Source organism: Marinobacter sp. W-8, assembly GCF_044342215.1.
Taxonomy (GTDB): domain Bacteria; phylum Pseudomonadota; class Gammaproteobacteria; order Pseudomonadales; family Oleiphilaceae; genus Marinobacter; species Marinobacter nauticus.
On the sequence record NZ_CP172297.1, the window covers coordinates 2,119,371 to 2,143,180 of the forward strand.

A 23,810-nucleotide genomic window follows, 5' to 3' on the forward strand; every position below is an offset into this window, starting at 1 on the left:
TCGCCTTAACGGAAGCTCTGCAGCAACGTGTTAAAAAGATCCTGCGCCACAGACATAACCTGGGCCGATGCGTTGTACGCAGCCTGGTACTGAATCAGCTTGCCAGCCTCTTCGTCCAGATTGACGCCCGAGACCGATTCTCGCTGATTGGTGGACTGCTCCAGCAGCGTTGCGCCGGCATCTTTATCCAACTGGCTCTGACGGGTTTTCACCCCGATATCCTCTACCAGGCCGGCATAGCCCTCGGTAAAGTTCTGGGAACCGCCATTAAGGGTATTCTTGGTACCAAGGGCCGCCATCAGCTCGGCGTTTCGGTTATCAGAAACGCCATTGCGGTTGAAGTCGATGGTGAATACATCACCGTCTGCGGGCTCACCTGTTATCTCGAAAACGAAACCCCGATACTGACCATTGGATTCGTCTTCCGGACGAGTACTGAAAATCTGATTGATCTTCTGGGGATCATAGACATCCGGTGTTCCGTCCCCATCGTTGTCAACCGCGGCACTGGTAAACAGTACACCGCTATCGTTGGCTACTTCATAGGTAATATTGCCCGCACCATCATTACTGAAGGTTACGGTAATCGGACCATCTGCAAACTGACCGGAATTCTGGAAGTCATCCAACAGAGCACCGGTATTGGGATTACGGACATTAAGCATGTTGCCCTGGTTGATCGTGCCTGTGCCCAGATTGCCATCATTAGAACTCGCACGAACGGGGCTTGCAAAAGCAAGATCCTCCTCCCGCCGAATGTTCAATTGCATGTTTTCGGCAGCATTGCGGCTGGGCTGAATCAGGTACTTGTCACCCGCATTGAATTCGCCACCTTCAACACGAATGTTAAAGCCCGGCATGTTGATTTCAGACTGCACCGGATCTGGAAGCCGGCCCTGTTTGACCGTGTCGCCCGAGATGGTATCGATCAACTCATAGCTGCGCCCATCACCACTGAACTGCAGCTCCCAGGTACCCGCCGGCAACTGGGAACTGTCGGTAATCTCAACGGCCAGTTGGCCGGTGGTGGTACGGTCGTTATTGCCGTTCGGCACCACCCGGCTGCGCTGCACGGCGAGGCTGTTCACATCACTGAAGAAGTTACCACCGAGATCGCCTTCGAGGTCCATCCCGATCTCATGCTGATGGTTTATGGCCGAGGAGATGGCAATCGCCAGCCGGCCGAGCTCATCGAAGGCGGGCTTCAGGGCCATTTCATCAAAGGCACGCAAGCCACCCAGTTTTCCGCCCTGAATCTGTTCATCCACCAGCAGGGTGCGCCCACCACTGGAGAGCGTAAATTCCAGCCGCGTGGGATCTTCCGCACTGCTTCGGGTCGCAAATTCTGCGGCGTTGGCGCCGGTAACCAAAGCCAGACCGTTAGACAGGGACACATTCACCTGGCTGCCTTCAACTTCCGTTACCCGAATGCTCACCAGCTCAGACAACTGGCGCAACTTCTCGTCCCGCTTATCCATCAGCTCCAGGGGCTCCTTGCCCTGGGCCAGGCCCGGAGATTCAGAAATAGCCAGGTTCAGTTCAGCGATACTCTTCAGCAGAGTATTGGCATCTTTCACGCCCTGCTGCATCTGGGTTTTTACCGATTCGCGCTGCTGGATGAACTCCTGGTTCAAGCCCTGAAAGCGATTCACCAGTTGCTGGGCTTCGCTCAGCACCAGCTGGCGTTGTGGCAAAGACGTGGGGTCTTCCGCGGCATTCTGCATAGCCGAGAAAAAGTTGTTCAGAGCTTTGTTCAGACCGGTGTCTTCGCCGCCTAACAGGTTATCCAGCCGCGTGAGTTCGGCGTTGAAAGCATTCTGCTCGCCAAACAGTGTGGTGTCCTCACGTAACTGCTGACTCAGATAGGCATCTGCCAGCCGGCGGATATTGGCGACGGATACGCCACTGCCGATGGTCCCTGCACCTGTACGCCGCCCTTCCTGGGTCTCGAACTGGACCTCCTGGCGACTGTAACCCGGCGTGTTTGCGTTGGTTATGTTATTTGCAGTGGTATTGAGCGCCGCCTGGTGCCCCAATACCCCACTCAGACCAATACCGATCAAGCCCGCCATGATCTGTTACTCCTTTACTCTGTCACTGCTCATAGACAGTGTCATCAGAGAATCACGATTCATGATCCGACGGATCTTGGCTCCGTATTCCGGATCGGTTGCATAACCCGCTTCCTGCAGTTTCTCGGCAAATACTTCTGGCTGATCTGCCGATGACAGAACATCGCGGTAACGGGGATTGTTTTGCAGGAAGTCAACGTAGTCCCGGAAGCTGGCTTCATAGTCCGGATAGGCCCGGAAATCTGCCCGTTCCTTCATCGCCACGCCACCCCGGAATTCGGTAGTGGTAATGCTCACAGCGTCACCGCTCCAACGACTGTCTGCCTTGATGCCAAACAGGTTGAAACTTGGCTGCGAACCATCGCCTTTGATCATGTGTTTGCCCCAACCGGTTTCGAGCGCCGCCTGGGCAATCATCAGGCGCGGATCAATGCCGGTCTCCTTTCCGATCTGCTTTGCGAACGGCATCAGCTGCTCAACAAAATGCTCTGGTGACTCAAATACCTCCGGCAGCTTGCCGGGTTTCTGCGTTGGCTCTGCTTTTATCTTCGCAGCTACATCCGCCACCTCAGCCATTCGCTCCGGCAACTCTCTGGAAATCGCCGGCATACTGCGGTCGTAATCGGTAATGGCACCCTTGTGACCCGCCAGTTTCTCTCCATCCTCACCGAGCCCCGGAATCTGTTGACTCAGTTGCCGGACCAGCGCTTCCGCCAGCCCGGTACCGGTACCACCGGCCATACTCAAGCTGATCTGGCTGTCGAACATATCCCGGTACATCTGGCTTTCATTGCTGTTCAGGTAGTTTCCCTCGGCAAATACCTCGCCTGCCTTGCGCATGGATTTGAGCATCTCTGACAGGAACAGGCTCTCGAACTGCTTCGCAACCTGCTCCAGTGCAGCCTGTTTGTCAGTTCGAGCCTGGGTCTTCAGCGCATTCAGACCACTGAAATCGGTGTAGACCTGGGCTTGCTGTAGTCTTGGATCCTGCATGGCGATACCTAGATCACAATCAATTCGGCACGAAGCGCGCCAGCCTGTTTGAGTGCTTCAAGCACCGCCATCACATCGCCTGGCGCTGCCCCTACCTGGTTTACAGCCTGAACAATTTCGTTAAGCGTGGTTGCCGGGCCAAACTGGAACATCCGTGCCGGGTCTTCCGTCACAGCGATCTGGGTATTCTGCTGAACGGCTGTATCACCCTGAGCCAGAGGATTGGGCTGCACCACCTCGGGGTTTTCCTGAATAGTCACGGTCAGGTTGCCATGGGTAATGGCAGCCGGGCTCACTTTTACATTCTGGCCGACCACGATGGTGCCGGTGCGGCTATTGATCACCACTCTTGCGGCTTCCTGAGCCGGATCGACCTCAATGTTCTCCAGAATGGACAGAAAACTGACTCTCTGTGATGGGTCCCTGGGTGCCCGCACCGATATAGACGTGGCATCGTGTGCATAAGCCATGTCCGGGCCCAAACGACCATTGATCGCCTCAACCACACGGCGGGCTGTGGTAAAGTCGGAACGCAGCAGATTGAAGGTGATGGTATCGCCCCGGTTGAACGGCGATTCCACCTCTCGCTCAATGGTAGCGCCGTTGGGAATTCTGCCGACGCTGGGTACGTTCACGGTAATCCGGGAACCATCCTGGCCCTGGGCGCCAAAACCGCCCACCACCAGGCTGCCCTGCGCCATGGCATAAACCTGACCGTCTGCGCCTTTCAACGGTGTCATCAACAAGGTTCCACCACGCAGGCTATCGGCATTTCCGATGGATGAAACCGTGATGTCCATCTCCTGCCCGGCTTTGGCAAAGGCCGGCAAAGTCGCGCTTACGGTTACGGCCGCCACATTGGCCAGATTCGGGTTCACACCATCCGGCAAGGTTATTCCGAACTGGTTCATCATGTTGCGGAAGGTCTGGTTGGTAAACGGCGCTTTGTCGCCGGTACCGTCAAGACCGACCACCAGGCCATAACCAATCAACTGGTTATTGCGCACACCTTTCACCTTGGCCAGGTCTTTCAGGCGGTCAGCCATCACCGGCGCCACACACAGGGCCGTAAGGGCAAAAACAGCAATCAGTTTGCGGATCATAGCGGCCACCACTCACTGTTAAAGAAGCGAGCCAGCCAGCCCATCTGGTTGGCCTGGTCAAAATCACCGGTACCGCCGTAAGCAAACCGGGCATCTGCAACACGATTGGAGGCAACGGTATTATCCGGCTGGATATCCTGTGGCCGAACCAGACCGGTCAACCGGATGTATTCGTCCCCATTGGTGAGAGACAACCACTTCTCGCCGCGGACACGAAGCACACCATTAGGCAGAACCTCGGTGACTGTTACGGTAATACTGCCAGCCAGGCTGTTGCTCTGGTCTGCTTCGGCGGAGCCTTCAAAGTCCCGCTCAAAATTGGCAGAAGCGTTCAGGCCGATATTTGTCTTTCCAAAGATGCTCGGTTCAGGAATGCTCAGTTCCTGATCCTTGGTAATGGAGGTTTCAGCGTTCTTGCTGGCGCTGGTGGATTCCTGCAGCAATACCGTGAGCACGTCACCCACGTTGAGTGCCTTGGTATCGCCGTACAGATTGTAATTCCTGGACACCTGGTAAATTGCCCCGGAATCCGGGTCGCGCTGCATCATTGATTGAGCACGAACCGGAGCGTAGGCCGGATCGTCCGGCATAGCCCGGGGGCGAGACATGGCGGTGCATCCCTGCAGCACAATCAGCACACCCACCAGTGCCAGGGTGGCCAGCCGTTCAGTGTGTAAACTGCGTTGAATGCGTTTCATGGCTTAACCGATATTGTTGGTGATGAACTGAAGCATCTGGTCTGTGGTCGAAACCACCTTGGAGTTCATTTCATAGGCACGCTGGGTCGTAATCATGTTCACCAGTTCTTCCACCACCTCTACGTTGGAGGATTCAATGGTGCCCTGTTCAATGGACCCGAGACCTGCAAGTCCGGCTTCACCTTCAGCCGGATCACCACTGGCATTGGTCTGCTTGAACAGATTGTTCCCGATGGCCTGCAAGCCCTGCGGGTTGATGAAGTCCACCAGGGTGATCTGCCCGAGATTGACGGGCGCAGCCTGGTCATCGGTAATAGCGGTGACCGTCCCATCTTTGCCAATGGTGATATTGGTGGCGTTCTCCGGGACATTGATATTCGGCTGAAGCGGAAAACCATCCGGTGTGACCACATCGCCATCAGAGTTCAGTTGAAACTGGCCATCCCGGGTATAGGCGATCTGTCCGTCCGGCATCTGAATCTGAAAGAATCCCCGACCATTCACCGCCATATCCAGAGGCTGTTCAGTTATCTGCAGGTTGCCCTGGCTGAATTGCTTGGCAGTGCCAACAATCCGGACCCCGGTCCCCAGCTGCAGGCCAGAGGGCAACTGCGTGTTCTCAGTGCTCTGCCCGCCGGGCTGACGGTTTATCTGATACAGCAGATCCTGGAACACCGCCCTATCCCGCTTGAAGCCGGTGGTATTCACATTGGCCAGGTTATTGGAAATGGTGGACATGTTGGTGTCCTGCGCGCTCAACCCGGTTTTACTGACCCAAAGTGCTGGATGCATGGTTTTACTCCTTGCCTGCCGGTGGCCGATGCGGCGATCTTTTGCCGCTCTCCGCCAACCGATGGCGTTTGATCATCGTTATCAGAGGTTCTGCAACAGTCGTGCCGTAGCCTCGGAATTTTCATTGGCGGTCGACATCACCTTTACCTGCATCTCGTATTGGCGAGACAACTGCAGGTTGGAGATCATTTCCTCCACCGCATTCACGTTTGAACTTTCGAGAAAACCAGTGGCGACACGCATAGCTGCATCCGGTGGCTCTGGACCATCCAGAGCCTGATCCGGCTTGCGTCGAATGAACCCATCCAGACCTTTCTCAAGTGCATCTGCCGGTGGGTTGACAAGCTTCAGTCGGTCAACTTCCACCAACTGATCCGGCGGCCCACCTACCGGCACAATGGAGATGGTGCCGTCCGAGCCAACCTGAAGATTGTCAAAAGGAGGAAGAGCCACCGGCCCACCGTTACCCAGAACCAGCTCACCACTCGCCAGCCGCACAAGCCCGTTCACGTCGACCTGTAAGCTACCGGTACGGGTGAATACCTCTTCGCCCAGATTGTTTTGAACGGCGAGCCAGCCACCGCCGTCTACCGCCACATCCAGCTTACGTCCGGTCTCCATTAAAGCGCCGGGCGAGAGATCAGTGCCGGGCCGCTCGGTCATGGCGTAGGCGCGGGTGGGATGGTGCTCACCGAACACGGGCATACTGCGGGCCTGGGCAAAATCCTTCTTGAACCCGGTGGTATTGACGTTAGCCAGGTTGTTGGCATGGGCACGCTGGGCCAGCATGTTCTGCTTGGCGCCAGACATTCCAATATAGAGGGCTTTGTCCATGGGCAAACTCCTGCCGGAATTTTGACTGTTTCCAGTCTTCCTGCAGGAGTCATGCCATGTTCGCTAGGGCGCGAAATTATCGGAGGTTGATGATGGTCTGGGTGACCGCATCGGAGGTTTCAATGGTTTTGGCGTTGGCCTGGTAGTTGCGCTGGGCAATGATCAGGTTCACCAGCTCTGCCGAAAGATCCACATTGGAGTCCTCTACGGAGCTGGCCTTGATGGAACCAAGCGTGCCGGTATCCGGAGCACCAATCACCGGCTGGCCGGATTCAAAGGTTTCCACCCATGTGGTGTCACCCACCGGAGAAAGACCGTCAGTGTTATTGAACGCAGCCAGCGCCACCTGACCCAGAGACTTGGACTGACCATTGGTATACCGGGCAAAGATCACGCCCTGGTCGGACACATCGAGGCCTGAAAGACGGCCGGTGGTGTAGCCGTTCTGCTGCTGATCGTTAACACCAAATGCCGCGCCATACTGGGTGGTATTGGCCAGATTGACAACGAACGCAGAACTGGTGGCCGGCTCAGGAATCGGGCTGACCACATCACCGGGATTTGCCGGTGGGCCGTCAGCACCGTTCGGATCACCGCTTGGATCCTTAGGCACCCAGTCGGTGATAATCAACTCACCGTTCGGATCACCGTTGATGGATTCCAGCTGGCCATCCTGGTCAAACAAGGCAGTGTATGGCGTCTGGTCGGTACCACCCACCAGTTCACCGTCAATCTGGAGGTAGATAGACCACTGGCTCTGACCCACCCCGTTACCCGGAGATGGCTCTTTTACATAGAACTGGGTCAATTCGTGGGAATTGCCCAGGCTGTCAAAAATGGTGGTCGACGTTGCGTGGTTGTAAGTACGCTGGTCGATGGGATTGAATTCGTTGGTTACGGTAAAAGGTGTCGCATTGAAGGCGACTTCAAACGCGTTGCTACCTGAATCAGTGGTCACCTGGTCGACATTGCGATCAGTGGTGACAAACACCTCGCTAACGCCTTGCTGAGTGTTGGAAGGCGGTGTCCCGACCGGCTCACTTCCCCAGGCAATATCCAGCGGCTCACCACCACTGTGAATCACCCGAAGGCGTGGTGCCGTGGATGTGTCATCATCATGGTCAACAACCGAAGCAGATATAGCGTTATTGCTTGTGTCGTTGATTGCAGCCGCAACATCTTCCAGAGAAGCTGCCGTATCCAGGTTTAAGGGGATTGGAGCCGATCCATCAACACTGATTTCAAACCTGAAGCCACCACCAGCTCCAGAGACGAAACCGTCTGTCAACGCAGCGTCCATGAGGGCAGTCGTCGTCGCGGTTGCAGTTACTCCAGGCGCGGCATTGATCGCAATCGCGGCATCACTGGCGGACGCCGAAGCGTCGATTGGCGGCACGGTGTAGGGACTGGTTCCGTCCGAATATCCGAAAGTAAAGCTAGCGCCTTGAAGCTGCCCAAGCTCAATCGGATCAAAATCCCTTATGCGACGCTCAAGCACCGATTCCCGGGAATCCAGATTCAGATCGGTCTGGAGATTCGTTGTGCGTCGGGGCGCCAGGTTGTCGGTTTCAATCTGAAGGTCACCACGAATGCCAGACAGGTTGCCATCATCATCAGCGGTGTAACCCTGAACCCTCATGTTCTGGTTATTGACAACATAACCTTCTTTATCAATCCCGAACTGGCCAGCCCGGGAATAACGGATTTCACCGCCATTATTCAGAATAAAGAAGCCATCACCACTGATAGCCATATCCAGGCCGTTATCGGTGAAGCTGATATTGCCCTGACCGAATGACTGCTTTACGTCCTGCACCCGCACGCCGTCGCCAATCGGATTGGTACCGGCACTCAGGAAACCACTGGCGTACAAATCACCGAACTGTACCTTGCTGCTTTTGAAGCCCACGGTACTGGCGTTGGCAATGTTGTTACCGGTGACATCCAGATCCACCGAAGCGGCGCGCAGACCACTCAAACCTGTGTTAAATGCCATGACTTATACCTCCTGGTCTGACACCGGATCAGTTGATTTGTTTGACTTCAGACAGCGGAATGGAACCCATTCCGGCCAGATTCAGAGTAATGGAACCACCCTGCCCCAGCGACACACTGTCGACATTGGCGCTCACCATGGTCGCCAGCTGCTCTGACCCGGAGGGATAGGAGCCCTGTGCGACGATCGAGTAGGGTCCGGGCGGCAAAGGATTGCCGTTGCCGTCTTGCCCATCCCACTGGAACGACACCACACCAGCCTGGCTGCTGCCCATATCAATCTGGCGAACTAGTTCGCCGCTTTGATTCATGACCGACAGTCGCAGCCCACCCGTGGAAGCCGGCACCTGAATGGTGCCAGTTATCTCGCCTTCGCTACCCAGAATGCCCACACTGGAGGGTGCCAGCACGGTTTTTCCCACCATCGCTGAGGCCTGCAAAGCCTGGCTGGAGCGGAACTGACCAACAACATCATCGACGCTGCCAGACAGATTCTGCATTTCTTCCAGAGAACTGAACTGGGCCAGCTGCGCGATAAAATCGCCGTTGTCCTGCGGCTCCAGCGGGTTCTGATTCTTGAGCTGCGCCAGCATCAGCTCCATAAACGCGTCTTTACCCAGCTCGTTGCCACCAGGGGTCTTGCCCTCCTGGTTCAGCTGGTACTGGCTCAGCACGTCTGAGGCGGCTGCGGAATTCACTGCACTCATGGCTTAATCCTCACTTGTTACTGCTGACCCAGTGTCAGAATTCGCTGCATCATGGATTTGGCGGTGTTCATGACATCCACATTCATCTGAAAACTGCGGGACGACGACATCATGTCCGCCATTTCCTCAACCACGTTCACGTTGGGGTAGTAAACGTACCCTTCCTCGTTCGCGGCGGGGTGATTCGGCTCATAGCGCATCTGCAGTTCTGCATCGCTCTCGACAATCCCCTCAACGCGAACGCCGGCCCCGGGCCACTCTTCGGAACCCATTCCAAATCCCTGCTGATCAGGGTTCAGCATGGCCTGCTGAATAGCGGCAAACACCGGTTTGCGGGCACGGTACGTTGTATCCGTGCTCGAACTGGCGGTTTCTGCGTTGGCAATGTTAGACGCGGTGGTGTTGAGCCGCAGTGACTGTGCGGTCATGCCGGAACCGGCGATGTCGAAAATGTTACCCAGTGACATGACAATCTCCTTCAATCTCGTACGAACTGCGGCTTATTCGCCCTTCAGCGCCTTTGTCAGGCCGGAAAACCGACTACTCAGGAACTGGAAGCTGGCCTGATAATCCATGGCGTTGCGCATGAAACGGGTCTGCTCGGCCTGCGCATCCACGGTATTGCCATCAATTGATGGCTGGTGCGGGGTACGGTACAGCAGCTCGCCGTCAGCGCCGGGGCTGGAGGTGTCCATATGGCCGCTGTGGGTCGTGGTCATACCAAAGCCCGTCATGGAATCCTGCGCCTTCTGCATCATCGCCTGGAAATCCACGTCGCGGGCCTTGTAGCCCGGAGTGTCGGCATTTGCCAGGTTGTTCGCCAGCACTTCGGCCCGCTTGACCCGCGCCTGCAGCGCGTGCTCATGAATACCGAGCGCTTTGTCGAATGTAATTGCCATTACTGCCTCCAGATCTTTGCACCGACCAGGCTGAACCTGTGAACTTGCCGGTTTTGCGTTCTGAAGTGATTAAAGCAAGCAGAGTGCCAGAATTGAAAAAGCCCGCTGTGATGCGGGCTTCGAAGAGGGCTGTCTAATTAATGAGCGGCAAATTCCGGTTAAACGCAACGAGGGCGGCAACGGGTTTCCCCAGGCGAACTTGCCGCTGATCGAGGCTCAGACTTCCCATGGGGAAGTGCGCCCTGGCGCGGCCCACCTTGAGACATAATCTTTGGTATCCGGCCGGGGCACCGATGGTTTTTCACTGGCAACGGTACCGGTATAGAGGAAACCGACAATGGACTCGCCTGGCACCAGCCCAAGACCGTCATGCAGCGACGGACGATAAGCCACAGGCCCGGTTCGCCACATGGCGCCGTAGCCGGCATCATTCAGCGCCAGGGAGATAAAACTCATACCGGCCGCTGCCGACATCACCTGCTCCACCTCCGGCACCTTCGGATGGTGACGGGGGGACGCAATACCGACAATAATCATGGGTGCACGAGCCGGAGCATTCCGGGCCTTCTCACGCTCCTTATCCGAAGCCTCCGGCGGGCAGCATTCAGCAAACAGGTCGCCCAGAGCTGCCAGGCCTTCCCCCTCTACCACGAGATAACGCCAGGGCCTCAACAACGCATGATCCGGGGCCCGGGCCGCGCACCGGAAGGCCTGATCAACCACAGACACCGGTGGTGCCGGTGCCTGCAAACGGGGCTCCGAAGCACGATCCAGAATAAAACGGGTTATCGAACTCATACAGTCTCGCTGTTGATTGGTTGCATGATTTTCGGTTGGGCCGGAAGCGGCCCCGATGAATTGTGAGTTCTACGTAATGCTGTTAATCTTTAGTCGTAGTTCAAACCAACAATTATAAAGAATCGGCAGCATACAATGAGCGACATACTTATCGGAAGGATCCGGTTCTGAAAATGATGAGCGCACCCGCTGAATTACGCAGCGTAACCGGCAATACCGGCAAGCTGGGGCAAGGCGACATCTACGACCACACGGTGGCGATTCCACCGATGCCCGATTACAACGGTCGGATACTGGCCTACACCGCCACTGCCGCCATTATTGTCACGGGTGTCCTTCAGGATGTGTTTCACCAATTGCTTCTCTGGATGGTGGCTGGCGCTCTGATCTGGCCTCATCTCGCGCACGTGCTTACACGGCGAACCTTCCTGCGACGTTCAGCCCGGATTCGGCAAAAAATGCTGTTCCTCGACTGCATAATCGGAGGCAGCTTTATTGGTTTGATCGGATTAATCGCCATTCCGTCGGTATCGGTTGTCCTGATGCTGATGTTCAGCTGTCTGATCGTGGGCGGCGTCAGGCAATGGTTGTTCGGCACAGCGCTCATGTCGGCCGCCATGGCCGCCACAGTGGCGGCAACCGGCACCGCCGCCGATCTGGAAGCCCCCCTGCTCACCAGCATCGTCGCCATTTTGGCCACAGGCACGTACATCTGCGTTACCGCCTATTACTCACACCAGCAGGCCCGGGCCCTGCTGCTGGCAAAGACCCAGATTCAGAACCAGCGGGAACAGTCCATCGCCCTGTCCCACAAGCTCTCGAAATACCTGTCGCCTCAGGTCTGGCAGTCCATCTTTACCGGGGAACGGGATGTTCGGCTTGAAACCCAGCGCAAGAAACTCGCAGTGTTTTTCTCAGACATAAAAGGCTTTACTGAACTGTCGGAGGAGATGGAGCCGGAAGCCCTTACCGAGCTTCTGAATCACTACTTCAACGAAATGTCAGAGGTCGCCCTGAAATACGGCGGCACCATCGACAAGTTTGTCGGCGATTCCATCATGGTGTTCTTTGGCGATCCGACCAGTCGCGGCCAGAAAGAAGATGCGTTCTCGTGTGTGTCCATGGCCATCGAGATGCGCAAACACATGAAGATCATGCGCCAGAAATGGCGCAGCCAGGGCATCAAGACGCCCCTGGAAATCCGCATGGGCATCAGTACCGGCTACACCACGGTTGGTAACTTCGGCGCCGAAAACCGGATGGATTACACCATTATCGGCAAGGAAGTGAACCTCGCCAGCCGACTGGAGTCCCTGGCGGAACCAGGTGAGATTCTGGTGTCGTATGAGACCTTCTCGCTGATCAAAGACCGCATTATGTGCCGGGACAAGGGCGAGATTACCGTAAAAGGCTTCGGTAAGCCGGTGCCCATCTACGAGGTGGTGGATTTCCGGCGCGACATGGGGCCGCACCGTAGCTTCCTGGAACACGAGCATAGCGGCTTTGCCATGTACCTGGATTCCGACAAGGTCACCGAACGGGAGCGCAAAGCCATACTCAGCGCTCTCGAAGACGCAGCCGACCGACTGCGTCAGGAAGACGATACCGAATAGCCAAGCCTGCTACTGCCTAACCAGCCGCGGCCCCGGACCATCTTCAGCACATGTGCTGCGCCAGGGGTTGATATCCAGGCCACCACGGCGGGTGTAGCGGGCGCACACCATCAAGGATTCCGGCTGACACCTCGCCATCAAGTCAGTGAAGATGGTTTCAACGCAGTGTTCGTGAAAATCCTGTTTCTGACGAAAGCTCACGATATAGCGCAGCAACCCTGCCCGGTCAATCTTCCTCCCGGAATAGCGAATCAGGACCGTGGCCCAGTCGGGTTGGCCGGTCACCGGACAGTTGCTTTTCAGAAGGTGTGAGCTCAAGCCTTCACTGACCACTGGCTCGCTGGTTGTCAGCGACTCAGGCGCATAGTCGTAGGCCACCTGCTCTAGCGTTTCATCATCGATCAACTCGTATCCTTCGGGCCGGCCGATTGCAGGCGCTGAGTCATCCACACTCAGAAGCGTCACATCCACCGCCGCACCACAGGCACTCGAAAGATCCTGGGTAATGGTCTCGGCCACTTGATCCGGAGACGAGAACACCGCCTGATTCAGAGAGTTCAGATACAACTTCAGGGATTTGCTCTCAATAATGGCAGGCGATGCCGCAGGAAACCGGATTTCTCCCCAGGCCACGGCCGGCACACCGCCAGGCTTCAGCCAGGAGATTTCCCACGCCTGCCACATGTCCTCGCCAAACCAGGGCCAGCGACCATCGTCCAGGCCGATTCGCCGGCGGTTTTCTTCCCGGGCCACCGGGAACAGCAGAGACGGATCATACTGATCAGGGTATTCACTGGACTTGCCCAGTGGCGCGTTATCAAGAGCCATATCAGTTCCGGAATTTAATCAGTGTCGAATGCCCTTGCCACGGGCAAGCATGCGCAAGGCTACCGCCGCCAGCAAGACGATGAAAACCAGAATCATACCAAGAGACACGAACGGATTAACGTCCGAAACACCCAGTATGCCGAAGCGAAAACCGTTAACCATATACAGGATCGGATTCGCCATGGACACGCCCTGCCAGAACGACGGCAGCATGTCGATGCTGTAGAACACACCCCCAAGGTACGTTAGCGGAGTAAGCACAAAGGTCGGGACGATGGAAATGTCATCAAACTTGGTCGCCAGCATGGCGTTGATGAAGCCGCCCAGAGAGAACAATGCCGATGTGAGAATCACCGTGATAACCACCATCAGCAGGTTATGGATACTTAACTGAGTGAATGCCAGCGACAGCAAGGTGACGATCAGGCCGATACTCAGACCCCGGGCCATACCACCAGCCACATAGCCCGCCAGTATCGTCCAGTTTGGCACCGGCGACACCAGCAATTCCTCAATACTGCGCTGGAACTTCATAGAGAAAAACGACGACACCACATTGGAGTAGGAATTGGTGATCACCGCCATCATGATCAGGCCCGGCACAATGAACTGCATATAGTCGTAGCCGCCCATTTCACCGATGCGGGAACCAATCAGGTTGCCAAAAATAATAAAATACAGCGTCATCGTGACGGCCGGCGGCAACAGCGTCTGCGGCCAGATCCGGGTAAAGCGCCGAACCTCGCGGGTAACGATGGTTGTAAAGGCTGTCCACAGTGCTTGCGGTGTCATGCTGTCACCTCGCTGGCTTTCTCTGCCTCCCGGGCATTCTCCTCGACCATGCGAACGAACAGCTCTTCCAGCCGGTTGGCCTTGGTTCGCATGCTCAGCACACGAATACCCAGATTCTCCAGTTCGATAAACAGAGCGTTCAAACCCTGTCCCTTGGCAACTTCTACTTCGAGCGCGCCATCGTCATCCAGGCTGGCTTTGAATGCAGTCAGCTCAGGGGCTTTTTCTAACGGCTGCTCGGTATCCAGCACAAAGGTTTCTACACTGAGCTGTTGCAGCAGTTCCCGCTTGCTGGTGTGCCGGATGATTTCCCCATGATCAATAATGGCAATGTTGCGGCACAGGGCTTCCGCCTCCTCCAGATAGTGGGTGGTCAGAATGATGGTAGTCCCCTGACGATTCATCTCCTCCAGGAATTGCCACATGGAGCGACGCAATTCGATATCCACACCGGCCGTCGGCTCATCAAGAATCAGCAATCTGGGCTCATGTACCAGTGCCCGGGCGATCATCAGGCGGCGTTTCATACCACCGGACAACATCCTGGCCGGTGTGTTGCGCTTGTCCCAGAGCCCGAGCTTCTTCAGATACTTTTCCGCAGACACCCGTGCGGTTTTCAGGGGTATGCCGTAATAACCAGCCTGCGTGGTGACGATATCTTCCACCTTCTCGAACTGGTTAAAATTGAATTCCTGTGGAACCACACCCAGGGAGAGCTTGGCGCTTGAGAGGTCTGTATCGATATCATGGCCGAACACTCTGACCTTGCCGCCCGACTTGTTTACCAGAGAGGAAACAATCCCAAGAGTGGTCGACTTGCCGGCCCCGTTTGGGCCCAGCAAGGCGAAAAAATCGCCTTCCCGAACGTGCAGATCAATGCCTTTGAGGGCCTGAAAACCATCGCTGTAGTTCTTGGTCAGCCCTTCAATGTCCAGTGCGTAGGTCATACACCCCACCGTTGTTCAGAAACCGGGCTCCAGAGGAGCTAAAAAGATAGAGAGCTATTTGATTGAGGCAACGCCGGAAAATTCAAGGGACGAAGCCAATTAAAGCCAGGTGCCCCAAACCCTCAAACTGCGACAGGATTCCCGATATAGCCGAAGTGCCATCCCTATAATGCGGTTACAACAACTTACAAATCGGACACCGGCCACCGGATGCTCCAGGTCAACGCGAAGGGATTGTACGAAACGCCATGAAACTCGTTCACCTCACCCGCTTTATTCTGCCACTCTCTGCAGCCATCGCCCTGACCGGCTGCTTCGATAGTGGCAGCAGCTCCGGATCCGACGATACCCGCACCGGGCGAATTCATTTCCAGGGCGTTGGTGGGCTGACCTACCAGACTGCCAGTCAGTCCGGAAAGACCAACACACGTGGCGAGTTCCGCTATTACCCCGGCGAGACACTCTCGGTCAAAGTAGGCAATCTCCCTATCGCAGAAGGGATTCCGGCAAGGGAATACGTGACCTTCCTGGAATTTCAGGAAGACACCCGCGCGGCCCTGCAAACCCCGGCCGTTGACGATGAAGGACTGAACAGCCACCAGGTCCGTGAACAGCTATTGTTTGAGAACAACACACTGATGAACCTGTCCCGCTTCCTTCTGGCCCTGAACTGGACCGAGAACGTAGACGACGACGAGGGCATCGACATCCGCGAGCGAGTCATCAACCAGCTCAACCAGGCGCTTGATGATCCTAACCTGCCGAACACCATAGATTTCAATGTCAGCATCGGCGAGTTTACCGCCGAGAATTCGCCGGCCAACCTGATCCTGGCGGAGATCTGCTTCCACCCGAAAGACGACCCACTGTGCGGTGAGCCGCCAACCCAGGAGGAAATCGACAACGCCGATGACCGCCCTGTAGATGGTGAGCTGGATCCTGATGTCGACTACAAGGAAGATCTGGAGGCGCTCCGGGAACGAATTCTCCAGTCTGTGCGCAACATGGATGAATTCGACAACGAACAGGCCCGCAATTACCTTCGCAGAGAGCTCGCCGCTATAACCCGGAAGTTATCAAGGCAGTACTACCTGTCACCGGAAGACGCCACACACGCCGCCGGCGACACCAGCATCCAGTCCGTGAAAGTCAAAAAGATCAGGGGGGACGCTCAACTGGCCCAGCTGCAGGCCCAAAGCACACGCCCAACCGACGTTTATGTTAACGCCGAAAGCTGGCAAGAGGCAGAAGTGGAGTACGTGGTCGACGGCCGCACAGGCGGTGAATCAGAAATTCTGGTGAACTTCCGGCCGGAGGGCACCTATCGCTGGGTGCGCAAGCAGATACGCATACTTATCGATTAATCAGTTTACCCAGGGACCAACGGGACTCGGCACCTGTTACATCGTAGCCAGCCGGGTCCAGGCCCTCGGTGCCGTGAGGCAAACACTCGCGCACGGTCAGTAACTCCGAGGCGCCTCGGGACTCATTGTGCCGGGCCAGATCAACAATCTTTGCGGATTTCAGCGGCCGATGCTCGGCGTCCTGCATGACCATCACGCTGGGCCACAGCCTCCTTCCCGGTGAGTGGGATACCACAATGCCACGCTGGCCATCAGAAAGCTCCACCAGAGTACCGGTCGGATACACGCCCACGCCCTGGATAAAAGCCTCAACAAGATCTTCCTGAAATTCGATATTGCGCATATCGTACAACAGCGATACCGCTTTTGCCGGTGTCATGGGATCCTGATCATCCCTGGGCGCAATCAAAGACTCAAAGAATTCTGCAATACCTGCAACTTTTGCCAGCAGCGGGATACGGTCGCCACGAATTCCCTGTGGAAAGCCGGAACCATTGTGTCGCTCTCGGTGCCCCTGAACCACGCTCATAACGGCTCTGGAGAGACCCGCGCCTTCCAGCATCTGACAACCACGTTCAACATAGGTGCGATAAGTCGCGTATTCTTCAGTGGATAGACGGTGCTCTCGGGCCAGCATCTCTTTAGGCAATGCGGTCTTACCCACCTGCGACAAAAGACACCCCACTCCCAGATGGTTCAGGAGCCCTTCGTTCAATCCTAGCTGCCGGCCACACACCAGGGCCCATACTGCGGTATTCAGGGCATGCCGATACACAAAATCATCATACTGGCGGGTGCGGCTCAACCACAAAAGCGCGTTCGGCTGGCGAACGACGCTCTCTACCATGCGGCGGGTGACGTCCGCAGCCGGGCGCAGATCCGGCACCTGATCGTCCTGAACGGTCTCGAACATACGGCTTAATGCCAATTCCGCATCGTTCAGGAGCTTGCGGGATGCTTTGAGTTCTTTACGAAGGGGGACATCATTCTTGTAAACAACCGGTTCACGAATACTCAGTGGCGCCAGTTGCATTTCCTCACGACCACCCGCACGGGTGTTAGAGCGTCGGGCAAAGGGGCGAACCTTGTCGGGCCCGAAGGTGATTTCCTCGCGGGTTTCCGCCACATCAACCATCACCCACTTACAGTGGGAGACAACGGCTTTCAGATCGTTTTCGGAACGGAGGTAAAAGCCCTGGATAGGAAACGGTGTTTGATGCCAGGGGCGATCAAGATCAGACACGAACATGCCGATCTCAAGATCATGTGCCGCAATTTTTTTCTGACGAACGCCCACTAGACACCTCAGGAACAGGGATTCTTTGACAGTTCCCAGTTTGCCACGTTAACGGCAAGACACCATTACTATTTGGTAGCGAACCGTCACCAAAGCGCAACAAGTCGTAACTCAGATTTTCACTCGGCAACGAAATGTATCACTGTGACAAAGCTCACAGGAAAAAGCAGACAGACTTCAATCTTCCAGGCACTGAGTCTCGTCAAAATCCGGCAGACGCGCATTCAAAGAGCCCCGGGGCACCTTCCTGGCATAAACCGTATAGGCGACTGCAGACGGACGAATGTAATCAACATTCACCTCTTCGCCACCCTTCATCAGGGTTGCCCTCGCAGGGTGGCAGGAAACCAGAAGCTCAAAGCGGCTGCCGACATCGGCCACCCGGCCTCCTCCCTGCGGCGTTTTTACCGTGAGACAGGAAGACTGCCCTGTGGCTGGCGAACCTGTTGCCGCCAAGACATCCAGCGAGGGGTCTCCACAAGCACGAATGCCATCACCACAATCACCAGCACTGTCATGACTGCTGTCGGCAATACGCCAGACCCGTTCACTACACTGGGTTTCCAGTTTCATGGTGGTGGCCTGATTACGGCCCGGCCACCACTCTGGATACTCCGCGCTTTGCCAGTTCACCCGCACCTGCCGGGTTTCACCCGCGGAATTCTCCGCGGGGAACATGGCATAGTGAGTATAGTAGCTGGCGCATCCTGATAGCATTGCCATCGGCACAACAAACACCGAGACCATCAATCTGAAGTACGCAGGTGAACTCATCAGGCAAAACCTTTTCTTTTAACTGCGCCCATTATCTCCATCATGAGATTCCCTTCCGTCAACTATTCGGCAGTATCGGCAAACTGCAACCCGAACCCGTCAACCGTGCGACGCACCACCACCATGTCCAGAATGGGGGCCGGCACAGGAAGCCCCTGCACCTGAACGCTTACGCAATCGCCCAAGGAGGGCTCGAAAACCTGTTCACCCACAACGATGAAAACGCCGCCGTCTGAGATGTCACGGGTAGAGAAGACGAATTCTCCCAACTGTTCATGGACCAACTTCACTTTTGCGCTCATTGCCGTGCGGCTATGCTCTCTGCGATCACTACCGACCATGCTCGGAAACCCTGCTATTTGCTGCCTTCTTATAGTGTTCTGAAGCATAACACTATTTTCTGAAAAATATCCCCGAAGGGTTATTGACTCATTCGCGGTTAGCAATGAGAATAGTTGTCGTTTTTAACTGCCTGTCACATTCGATTACAGGCGAATGTTCACCTTTTAGCAACGCGACAGAAAGGATCACCACTATGCGAATGAAACTTGCCGCAACTGCCGCCATCGCTCTGGCCGCCATGCCGCTGTCTGCCTCTGCCGACGGCGAGGTCAATATCTATTCCTACCGTCAGGCTTACCTGCTGGAACCGCTGCTCAACGCCTTCACCGAAGAAACAGGCATTGAAGCGAACGTTGTCTTTGCCAAGCAGGGTCTGGCCGAGCGCCTTGAGCGTGAAGGCCGAAACAGCCCGGCAGACGTGGTGATGACGGTCGACATTTCACGCATCAACGAACTGGTTGAGAAAGACCTCGTTGCCGGCGTTGAGACCGACACGCTGCAGGAGAACATTCCGGAGAACCTGCGCCACCCGGAAGGTAAGTGGTACGCCCTGACCACTCGTGGTCGCCTGATCTTCGCATCCAAAGATCGCGTTGAAGAGGGTGAGATCACCACATACGAGCAACTGGCTGATGACAAGTGGGAAGGCCGCATCTGTACCCGCAGCGGCAAGCACCCGTACAACATCGCCCTGATCTCCTCCATGATCGCCCACCACGGTGAAGAAAAGACCGAAGAGTGGCTGCAAGGCGTCAAAGAAAACCTGGCACGCAAACCCCAGGGTGGCGATCGCGACCAGATCAAAGCCATCGCTGAAGGCGTCTGCGACATTTCCATTGGCAACAGCTACTACTACGGCAACATGCTGATGGACGAAAACCAGCGCCCGATCGCCGAACAGGTTAACCTGGTATTCCCGAATGCCGAAGGTCGTGGCACTCACGTAAACATCAGTGGCATTTCCCTCACCAAGAGCGCGCCGAACAAGGACAATGCCATCAAGCTGATGGAATTCCTGTCCTCACCGGAAGCCCAGCGCATCTACGCGGAAGCCAACACCGAGTACCCGGCGAACCCGGAAGTGAAGCCTTCTGGCCTGGTAGCCGAGTGGGGTGAGATCAACCCGGACGATCTGTCACTGCAGGAAATCGCCAACAACCGCGAAGCGGCTGTGAAGCTGGTTGACCGCGTTGACTATGACGGCTGATCAGCCTCACACCAACCGGTAAACCGAAGGGTGTCCTGTCCAGGGCACCCTTTTTTGTTGGCCACAAACATGACCGCAGTCATTGCAGGGAAGCAACGCACTATCTAAAATCGCAACACTTCTCATCACCACTACGCTAACAGGATCACCATGACCGAGGTCGTTTCCAGTGCAAACCCGGGGCTCTCGCAACCGCTACTGGCAAAACGCACCTCAAAACGGTGGCTGATCAGCGCCGTCCTTACCACCGCTATTGTCGCGCTTCCAGTGCTGTCGGTGATCTTCCTGGCCCTGTTCCCGGACGAGAACATCTGGCCTCATCTGATTGAAACCACCCTGCCCCGCTACCTGACCACCACCATCAAGTTGATGATCGGTGTGGGCGCGCTAACCCTGTTGATCGGACTGGCCACCGCCTGGGCCGTGACCATGTGCGAGTTCCCGGGCCGGAAATTCTTTGAATGGGCTCTGCTGCTACCTTTTGCCGTACCGGCCTACGTGATTGCCTATGTCTACACCAGCCTGCTGGATTACGCCGGCCCCGTGCAGCGAGGCCTGCGTGAGTGGTTTGGCTGGCAGAACGCCAGCGATTACTGGTTTCCGGAAATCCGCAGCCTGGAAGGCGCCATCCTGATGATCGGACTGGTACTCTACCCCTATGTGTACCTGCTGGGGCGAGCTGCCTTTCTTGAACAATCACCCTCACTGTTTGCCGTCAGCCGCAGCCTGGGTCATTCGGCACTGAGCACTTTCTTTCGGGTAGTTCTGCCCATTGCCCGGCCAGCCATTGCCGTGGGCCTGTCCCTGGTGCTGATGGAAACCCTGAACGATTTCGGCACCGTCGATTTCTTTGCTGTGCAAACCCTCACCCGCGGCCTGTTCGATACCTGGATGAACCTGGGTAACCTGGGCGGCGCGGCCCAGATCGCGACCACGATGCTCATTTTCGTGGTGATCCTGGTAACCCTGGAACGTTATTCACGGCGCCGCCAGCAACAATACGCGGCCCGCGACAACCGTGACCCGATTCACCGCTTCACTATGTCTTTCCCGCGCCAGATGATCTGTGTCGTCGTCTGCGCCGTGCCACTGATATTTGGCTTCATAATCCCCGGTGCCACCCTGGGCTATTACGCCTGGGAATACTTTGATGTCAGCTGGAACCCGGATTTTATTCAGAACACGTTTAACAGCCTGTTCCTGTCCAGCGCGGCAGCGCTCACCACCCTGATCATCGGCGTTACGCTGGCCTATAGCCGCCGTCTGCACAACACCCGTGGCATGCAGATCCTGATGCGCCTATCCAGTCTCGGTTACGCCATGCCCGGCGCAGTGCTGGCCGTGGGCGTCATCGTGCCACTGGCCGGCTTCGATAACTGGCTGGATTCCCTGATGCGGGATTATCTTGGCGTGAGCACCGGCCTGCTGCTGAGTGGAACGGCCTTTGCCCTGATTTTTGCCTACACCGTGCGTTTTCTGGCGGTGTCTGCCGGCAGTGTGGAGAGCGCCCTCCAGAAAATCACCCCCAGCATGGACATGGCCTCCCGCTCCCTGGGCCACACTCCCGGCAAAACCCTGATCAACGTACACCTGCCGATGCTGCGTGGAACCCTGGTCACTGCCGCCCTGGTAGTGTTTGTCGACTGCATGAAGGAACTGCCGGCCACCCTGATTCTTCGGCCCTTTAATTACGAGACCCTGGCCACCTACGTATACCAGTTTGCCTCAGACGAACAGCTCTATCACAGCGCCCTTCCCGCCCTGATTATTGTGGTCGCCGGTATCATCCCCATCATTCTGATGAACCGGTCCATCTCCAATTCCAGAACCATGGCCTGACGGTCACAGATATCGGAACACCAGAAACAAGAAGGCCCGGCAGTTTGCCGGGCCTTCTTGAACTTACCATGTAAGCCGTCGCCTTTACTGCCAGATAACCGGCTGCTTCTTGGCGTACCAGCTGTCCACTTTCGCCTGATAGGCGTCTTCCACCACGTTACGCTTGAGCTTGAGCGTCGGCGTCAGGAAGCTGTTCTCGATGGACCACTCATCGCTAACCACCGTAATGAAGGCCAACTGCTCGTGCGGGTCCACGGTTTTGTTCACATCCTGAATCAGCTGCTTGAAGCTTTCTTCCAGCTCCCTGCGGAAGCTCTCATCAGCGGCTTTCGGGCGAATCTCCTCACCCAGAACCACCAGCGCGTGGGGCTGAGTCTGGTTGGCGCCAGACACACACACCATCTCGATGGCGTCGTGAGACATCAGGCGATTCTCGATCGGTGCCGGGGCAATGTACTTACCCTTGCTGGTCTTGAAGATCTCCTTGATGCGGCCGGTCAGCTTGAGACGCCCCATCTCGTCAATCTCACCCTTGTCACCGGTACGCAGGAAGCCATCCTCGGTGAATGCCTCTTTGGTTTTTTCTTCGTCCTTGTAGTAACCCATCATGGTGGCCGGGCTCTTCACCAGCACTTCACCCTGCTCGCTGATTTTTACTTCAACGCCCGGCAGGGCTTCACCGACATAACCGGTGCGGGTACGGCCCGGCTTGTTCATGTGGGAGTATGCGAAGTTCTCGGACATGCCGTAGCCTTCCAGCAGCTCCAGGCCGAGATTGCGATACCAGTCCAGTACATCATTGGACAGCGGCGCGGAACCGGAACCGGCCAGTTTCACCTTGTCCAGGCCCAGGCCCTTAAGCACCTTCTTCTTGATCAGCTTGTTCACTACCGGAATCTTCAGCAGACGATCCAGCTTCTGCTTGGGCACTTTCTGCAAGACACCATGCTGGAATTTCACCCACAGGCGCGGAACCGAGAGGAACAGTGTGGGCCGTGCCCGCTGAAGATCCTGAACGAAGGTGTCCAGAGACTCTGCAAAATAAAGTTGGAAGCCGGAATACAAAGAGCCCAGCTCCACAAAGGTGCGCTCAAATACATGAGCCAGCGGCAGGTAGGACAACATGCGCTCACCTGGCCCTACGCCCAGAGTCTCGATGCCACCAGCGGCGGCGAAAGCCATGTTGTTGAAGCTGAGCATAACCCCTTTCGGCCGGCCGGTACTGCCTGAGGTGTACACGATGGTGGCCAGCTCTTCCGGGTCCCGCTTGGTTTTGCCTTCCAGCGGCGGGTACTTGGCAACAATGTCGTCCCAGGTCTCGAAATCGTTGGGCGGGCTCAGCGGATAGGAAATGCAGCGAACCGATTCCGGCACACCGGATTTCATACTGTCCCAGTCATCCAGTTTACCCACGAATAACACGTCGCACTCGGCGTGGTTGAGGATGTAGTTCACGGTATCGGCGTTCAGGGTGGGATACAGCGGCACGGAAATGTGCCCTGCCATCCAGATGGCCCAGTCTGTCATCACCCACTGGGCGCAGTTCTTGGAAATCAGACCAATCCGGCTTTTCTCAGGCAGGTTCAGGGATTTCAGGTACGCCGCCATCCGGCGTGCCTCATCCACGGCACGGCCCCAGGTGTACTCAACCACCTTACCGTCGCCAATGGGCTGCGTCATATAAAGGGAATTAGGGCTGGTGGCCTCCCAGTGGTAAACCATATCCAGGGGGAGCTTTTTCGTTGTGTCCATGGACCTTCCTGATTTGTCGTTATAGTTTCGGATTCGCTTTGTCGCGTTCTCGTATTATTAGACTTTAGTAGCCTATTTCAACACACCAGAGCCCGTCAAAACGTGATCCGTGCAAAATAATTTGCATCTGCAACCACTCAAACGATCGTCGCAACAAACTGCGC

At 56.1% G+C, this 23,810-nt stretch carries 22 protein-coding genes; 4 read left to right on the plus strand and 18 right to left on the minus strand.

Going from position 1 to position 23,810, the window contains the following annotated elements; translation table 11 throughout:
• Positions 1–5 precede the first annotated feature (5 nt).
• The 11 genes from flgK to ACF8YQ_RS09925 form a co-directional block, all read right to left on the minus strand.
• Positions 6–2,072 carry a flagellar hook-associated protein FlgK gene (gene flgK, locus ACF8YQ_RS09875; protein WP_396621266.1) on the minus strand — a complete coding sequence of 689 codons (2,067 nt, stop codon included), beginning with the start codon at positions 2,070–2,072 and terminating at the stop codon, positions 6–8.
• Positions 2,073–2,078: 6 nt separating this feature from the next.
• Positions 2,079–3,065 carry a flagellar assembly peptidoglycan hydrolase FlgJ gene (gene flgJ / locus ACF8YQ_RS09880; protein ID WP_396621267.1) on the minus strand — a complete coding sequence of 329 codons (987 nt, stop codon included), beginning with the start codon at positions 3,063–3,065 and terminating at the stop codon, positions 2,079–2,081.
• An 8-nt stretch (positions 3,066–3,073) separates the two neighbouring features.
• A complete protein-coding gene (locus ACF8YQ_RS09885; RefSeq protein ID WP_396621268.1) occupies positions 3,074–4,168 on the minus strand; it encodes a flagellar basal body P-ring protein FlgI in 1,095 nt (364 codons plus the stop codon).
• Positions 4,165–4,866, minus strand: coding sequence for a flagellar basal body L-ring protein FlgH (gene flgH / locus ACF8YQ_RS09890; protein ID WP_113879653.1), 702 nt, complete (start codon positions 4,864–4,866; stop codon positions 4,165–4,167). Before flgH ends, ACF8YQ_RS09885 begins: the two co-directional genes overlap by 4 nt.
• A gap of 3 nt (positions 4,867–4,869) precedes the next feature.
• Positions 4,870–5,658 carry a flagellar basal-body rod protein FlgG gene (gene flgG / locus ACF8YQ_RS09895; protein WP_023008194.1) on the minus strand — a complete coding sequence of 263 codons (789 nt, stop codon included), beginning with the start codon at positions 5,656–5,658 and terminating at the stop codon, positions 4,870–4,872.
• Between the two features lie 81 nt (positions 5,659–5,739).
• Positions 5,740–6,492, minus strand: a complete 753-nt coding sequence (locus tag ACF8YQ_RS09900) for a flagellar basal body rod protein FlgF (RefSeq protein ID WP_023008193.1) — start codon at positions 6,490–6,492, stop codon at positions 5,740–5,742.
• A 76-nt stretch (positions 6,493–6,568) separates the two neighbouring features.
• Positions 6,569–8,488, minus strand: a complete 1,920-nt coding sequence (locus ACF8YQ_RS09905; protein ID WP_396621269.1) for a flagellar hook protein FlgE — start codon at positions 8,486–8,488, stop codon at positions 6,569–6,571.
• Positions 8,489–8,516: 28 nt separating this feature from the next.
• Positions 8,517–9,194 carry a flagellar hook assembly protein FlgD gene (locus ACF8YQ_RS09910; protein WP_011784613.1) on the minus strand — a complete coding sequence of 226 codons (678 nt, stop codon included), beginning with the start codon at positions 9,192–9,194 and terminating at the stop codon, positions 8,517–8,519.
• Between the two features lie 17 nt (positions 9,195–9,211).
• Positions 9,212–9,661 (minus strand): flagellar basal body rod protein FlgC, encoded by a 450-nt coding sequence (gene flgC / locus ACF8YQ_RS09915; RefSeq protein WP_396621270.1) that lies wholly within the window; start codon positions 9,659–9,661, stop codon positions 9,212–9,214.
• 33 nt (positions 9,662–9,694) lie between these two features.
• A complete protein-coding gene (flgB, locus tag ACF8YQ_RS09920; protein ID WP_011784611.1) occupies positions 9,695–10,093 on the minus strand; it encodes a flagellar basal body rod protein FlgB in 399 nt (132 codons plus the stop codon).
• A gap of 216 nt (positions 10,094–10,309) precedes the next feature.
• A complete protein-coding gene (locus ACF8YQ_RS09925; protein ID WP_396621271.1) occupies positions 10,310–10,891 on the minus strand; it encodes a nitroreductase in 582 nt (193 codons plus the stop codon).
• Between the two features lie 173 nt (positions 10,892–11,064).
• Between ACF8YQ_RS09925 and ACF8YQ_RS09930 the strand changes: the two genes are divergently transcribed.
• Positions 11,065–12,504, plus strand: a complete 1,440-nt coding sequence (locus tag ACF8YQ_RS09930; protein WP_396621272.1) for an adenylate/guanylate cyclase domain-containing protein — start codon at positions 11,065–11,067, stop codon at positions 12,502–12,504.
• A 9-nt stretch (positions 12,505–12,513) separates the two neighbouring features.
• On the opposite strand, the gene queF is transcribed toward ACF8YQ_RS09930, so the two are convergent.
• From queF to ACF8YQ_RS09945, 3 genes are read right to left on the minus strand one after another with little or no spacing between them, the layout of a single operon-like run.
• Entirely contained in the window at positions 12,514–13,332 is an 819-nt protein-coding gene (gene queF, locus ACF8YQ_RS09935) for an NADPH-dependent 7-cyano-7-deazaguanine reductase QueF (RefSeq protein ID WP_396621273.1), read from the minus strand.
• 18 nt (positions 13,333–13,350) lie between these two features.
• On the minus strand, positions 13,351–14,124 hold the full coding sequence (locus ACF8YQ_RS09940) for an ABC transporter permease (RefSeq protein WP_011784607.1): 774 nt from the start codon (positions 14,122–14,124) through the stop codon (positions 13,351–13,353).
• The gene (locus tag ACF8YQ_RS09945; RefSeq protein ID WP_014421760.1) at positions 14,121–15,071 is read right to left on the minus strand and encodes an ABC transporter ATP-binding protein; all 951 of its coding nucleotides are present in this window, start codon (positions 15,069–15,071) and stop codon (positions 14,121–14,123) included. Before ACF8YQ_RS09945 ends, ACF8YQ_RS09940 begins: the two co-directional genes overlap by 4 nt.
• Before the next feature lie 248 nt (positions 15,072–15,319).
• On the opposite strand from ACF8YQ_RS09945, the gene ACF8YQ_RS09950 reads away from it, so the two are divergent.
• Positions 15,320–16,435, plus strand: a complete 1,116-nt coding sequence (locus ACF8YQ_RS09950) for an organic solvent ABC transporter permease (protein WP_114434911.1) — start codon at positions 15,320–15,322, stop codon at positions 16,433–16,435.
• On the opposite strand, the gene ACF8YQ_RS09955 is transcribed toward ACF8YQ_RS09950, so the two are convergent.
• The 3 genes from ACF8YQ_RS09955 to ACF8YQ_RS09965 form a co-directional block, all read right to left on the minus strand.
• The gene (locus tag ACF8YQ_RS09955) at positions 16,425–17,732 is read right to left on the minus strand and encodes an HD-GYP domain-containing protein (RefSeq protein ID WP_114434912.1); all 1,308 of its coding nucleotides are present in this window, start codon (positions 17,730–17,732) and stop codon (positions 16,425–16,427) included. The genes ACF8YQ_RS09950 and ACF8YQ_RS09955 overlap by 11 nt on opposite strands.
• 177 nt (positions 17,733–17,909) lie before the next feature.
• Positions 17,910–18,506, minus strand: a complete 597-nt coding sequence (locus tag ACF8YQ_RS09960; protein ID WP_023008186.1) for a hypothetical protein — start codon at positions 18,504–18,506, stop codon at positions 17,910–17,912.
• Between the two features lie 62 nt (positions 18,507–18,568).
• Complete coding sequence (locus ACF8YQ_RS09965) at positions 18,569–18,847, minus strand: PilZ domain-containing protein (protein ID WP_014421764.1); 279 nt, start codon at positions 18,845–18,847, stop codon at positions 18,569–18,571.
• A 194-nt stretch (positions 18,848–19,041) separates the two neighbouring features.
• On the opposite strand from ACF8YQ_RS09965, the gene ACF8YQ_RS09970 reads away from it, so the two are divergent.
• Positions 19,042–20,055, plus strand: a complete 1,014-nt coding sequence (locus ACF8YQ_RS09970) for a Fe(3+) ABC transporter substrate-binding protein (protein WP_014421765.1) — start codon at positions 19,042–19,044, stop codon at positions 20,053–20,055.
• Positions 20,056–20,205: 150 nt separating this feature from the next.
• Positions 20,206–21,894, plus strand: coding sequence for an iron ABC transporter permease (locus ACF8YQ_RS09975; RefSeq protein WP_121206343.1), 1,689 nt, complete (start codon positions 20,206–20,208; stop codon positions 21,892–21,894).
• An 84-nt stretch (positions 21,895–21,978) separates the two neighbouring features.
• Here the strand turns inward: ACF8YQ_RS09975 and ACF8YQ_RS09980 are convergent, their stop codons facing one another.
• Positions 21,979–23,646, minus strand: a complete 1,668-nt coding sequence (locus ACF8YQ_RS09980) for an AMP-binding protein (protein ID WP_396621274.1) — start codon at positions 23,644–23,646, stop codon at positions 21,979–21,981.
• Positions 23,647–23,810 lie beyond the last annotated feature (164 nt).

Excerpts from the sequence above, each read along its gene's own strand:
- ACF8YQ_RS09900 (WP_023008193.1), bottom strand. The coding sequence starts at position 6,492 with ATGGACAAAGCCCTCTATATTGGAATGTCTGGCGCCAAGCAGAACATG.
- flgH (WP_113879653.1), bottom strand. The coding sequence starts at position 4,866 with ATGAAACGCATTCAACGCAGTTTACACACTGAACGGCTGGCCACCCTG.
- ACF8YQ_RS09980 (WP_396621274.1), bottom strand. The coding sequence starts at position 23,646 with ATGGACACAACGAAAAAGCTCCCCCTGGATATGGTTTACCACTGGGAG.
- ACF8YQ_RS09910 (WP_011784613.1), bottom strand. The coding sequence starts at position 9,194 with ATGAGTGCAGTGAATTCCGCAGCCGCCTCAGACGTGCTGAGCCAGTAC.
- flgK (WP_396621266.1), bottom strand. The coding sequence starts at position 2,072 with ATGGCGGGCTTGATCGGTATTGGTCTGAGTGGGGTATTGGGGCACCAG.
- ACF8YQ_RS09960 (WP_023008186.1), bottom strand. The coding sequence starts at position 18,506 with ATGAGTTCACCTGCGTACTTCAGATTGATGGTCTCGGTGTTTGTTGTG.
- ACF8YQ_RS09970 (WP_014421765.1), top strand. The coding sequence starts at position 19,042 with ATGCGAATGAAACTTGCCGCAACTGCCGCCATCGCTCTGGCCGCCATG.
- flgC (WP_396621270.1), bottom strand. The coding sequence starts at position 9,661 with ATGTCACTGGGTAACATTTTCGACATCGCCGGTTCCGGCATGACCGCA.
- ACF8YQ_RS09925 (WP_396621271.1), bottom strand. The coding sequence starts at position 10,891 with ATGAGTTCGATAACCCGTTTTATTCTGGATCGTGCTTCGGAGCCCCGT.
- queF (WP_396621273.1), bottom strand. The coding sequence starts at position 13,332 with ATGGCTCTTGATAACGCGCCACTGGGCAAGTCCAGTGAATACCCTGAT.
- flgB (WP_011784611.1), bottom strand. The coding sequence starts at position 10,093 with ATGGCAATTACATTCGACAAAGCGCTCGGTATTCATGAGCACGCGCTG.
- ACF8YQ_RS09965 (WP_014421764.1), bottom strand. The coding sequence starts at position 18,847 with ATGGTCGGTAGTGATCGCAGAGAGCATAGCCGCACGGCAATGAGCGCA.
- ACF8YQ_RS09945 (WP_014421760.1), bottom strand. The coding sequence starts at position 15,071 with ATGACCTACGCACTGGACATTGAAGGGCTGACCAAGAACTACAGCGAT.
- ACF8YQ_RS09975 (WP_121206343.1), top strand. The coding sequence starts at position 20,206 with ATGACCGAGGTCGTTTCCAGTGCAAACCCGGGGCTCTCGCAACCGCTA.
- flgJ (WP_396621267.1), bottom strand. The coding sequence starts at position 3,065 with ATGCAGGATCCAAGACTACAGCAAGCCCAGGTCTACACCGATTTCAGT.
- ACF8YQ_RS09950 (WP_114434911.1), top strand. The coding sequence starts at position 15,320 with ATGAAACTCGTTCACCTCACCCGCTTTATTCTGCCACTCTCTGCAGCC.
- ACF8YQ_RS09930 (WP_396621272.1), top strand. The coding sequence starts at position 11,065 with ATGATGAGCGCACCCGCTGAATTACGCAGCGTAACCGGCAATACCGGC.
- ACF8YQ_RS09905 (WP_396621269.1), bottom strand. The coding sequence starts at position 8,488 with ATGGCATTTAACACAGGTTTGAGTGGTCTGCGCGCCGCTTCGGTGGAT.
- ACF8YQ_RS09940 (WP_011784607.1), bottom strand. The coding sequence starts at position 14,124 with ATGACACCGCAAGCACTGTGGACAGCCTTTACAACCATCGTTACCCGC.
- ACF8YQ_RS09885 (WP_396621268.1), bottom strand. The coding sequence starts at position 4,168 with ATGATCCGCAAACTGATTGCTGTTTTTGCCCTTACGGCCCTGTGTGTG.
- flgG (WP_023008194.1), bottom strand. The coding sequence starts at position 5,658 with ATGCATCCAGCACTTTGGGTCAGTAAAACCGGGTTGAGCGCGCAGGAC.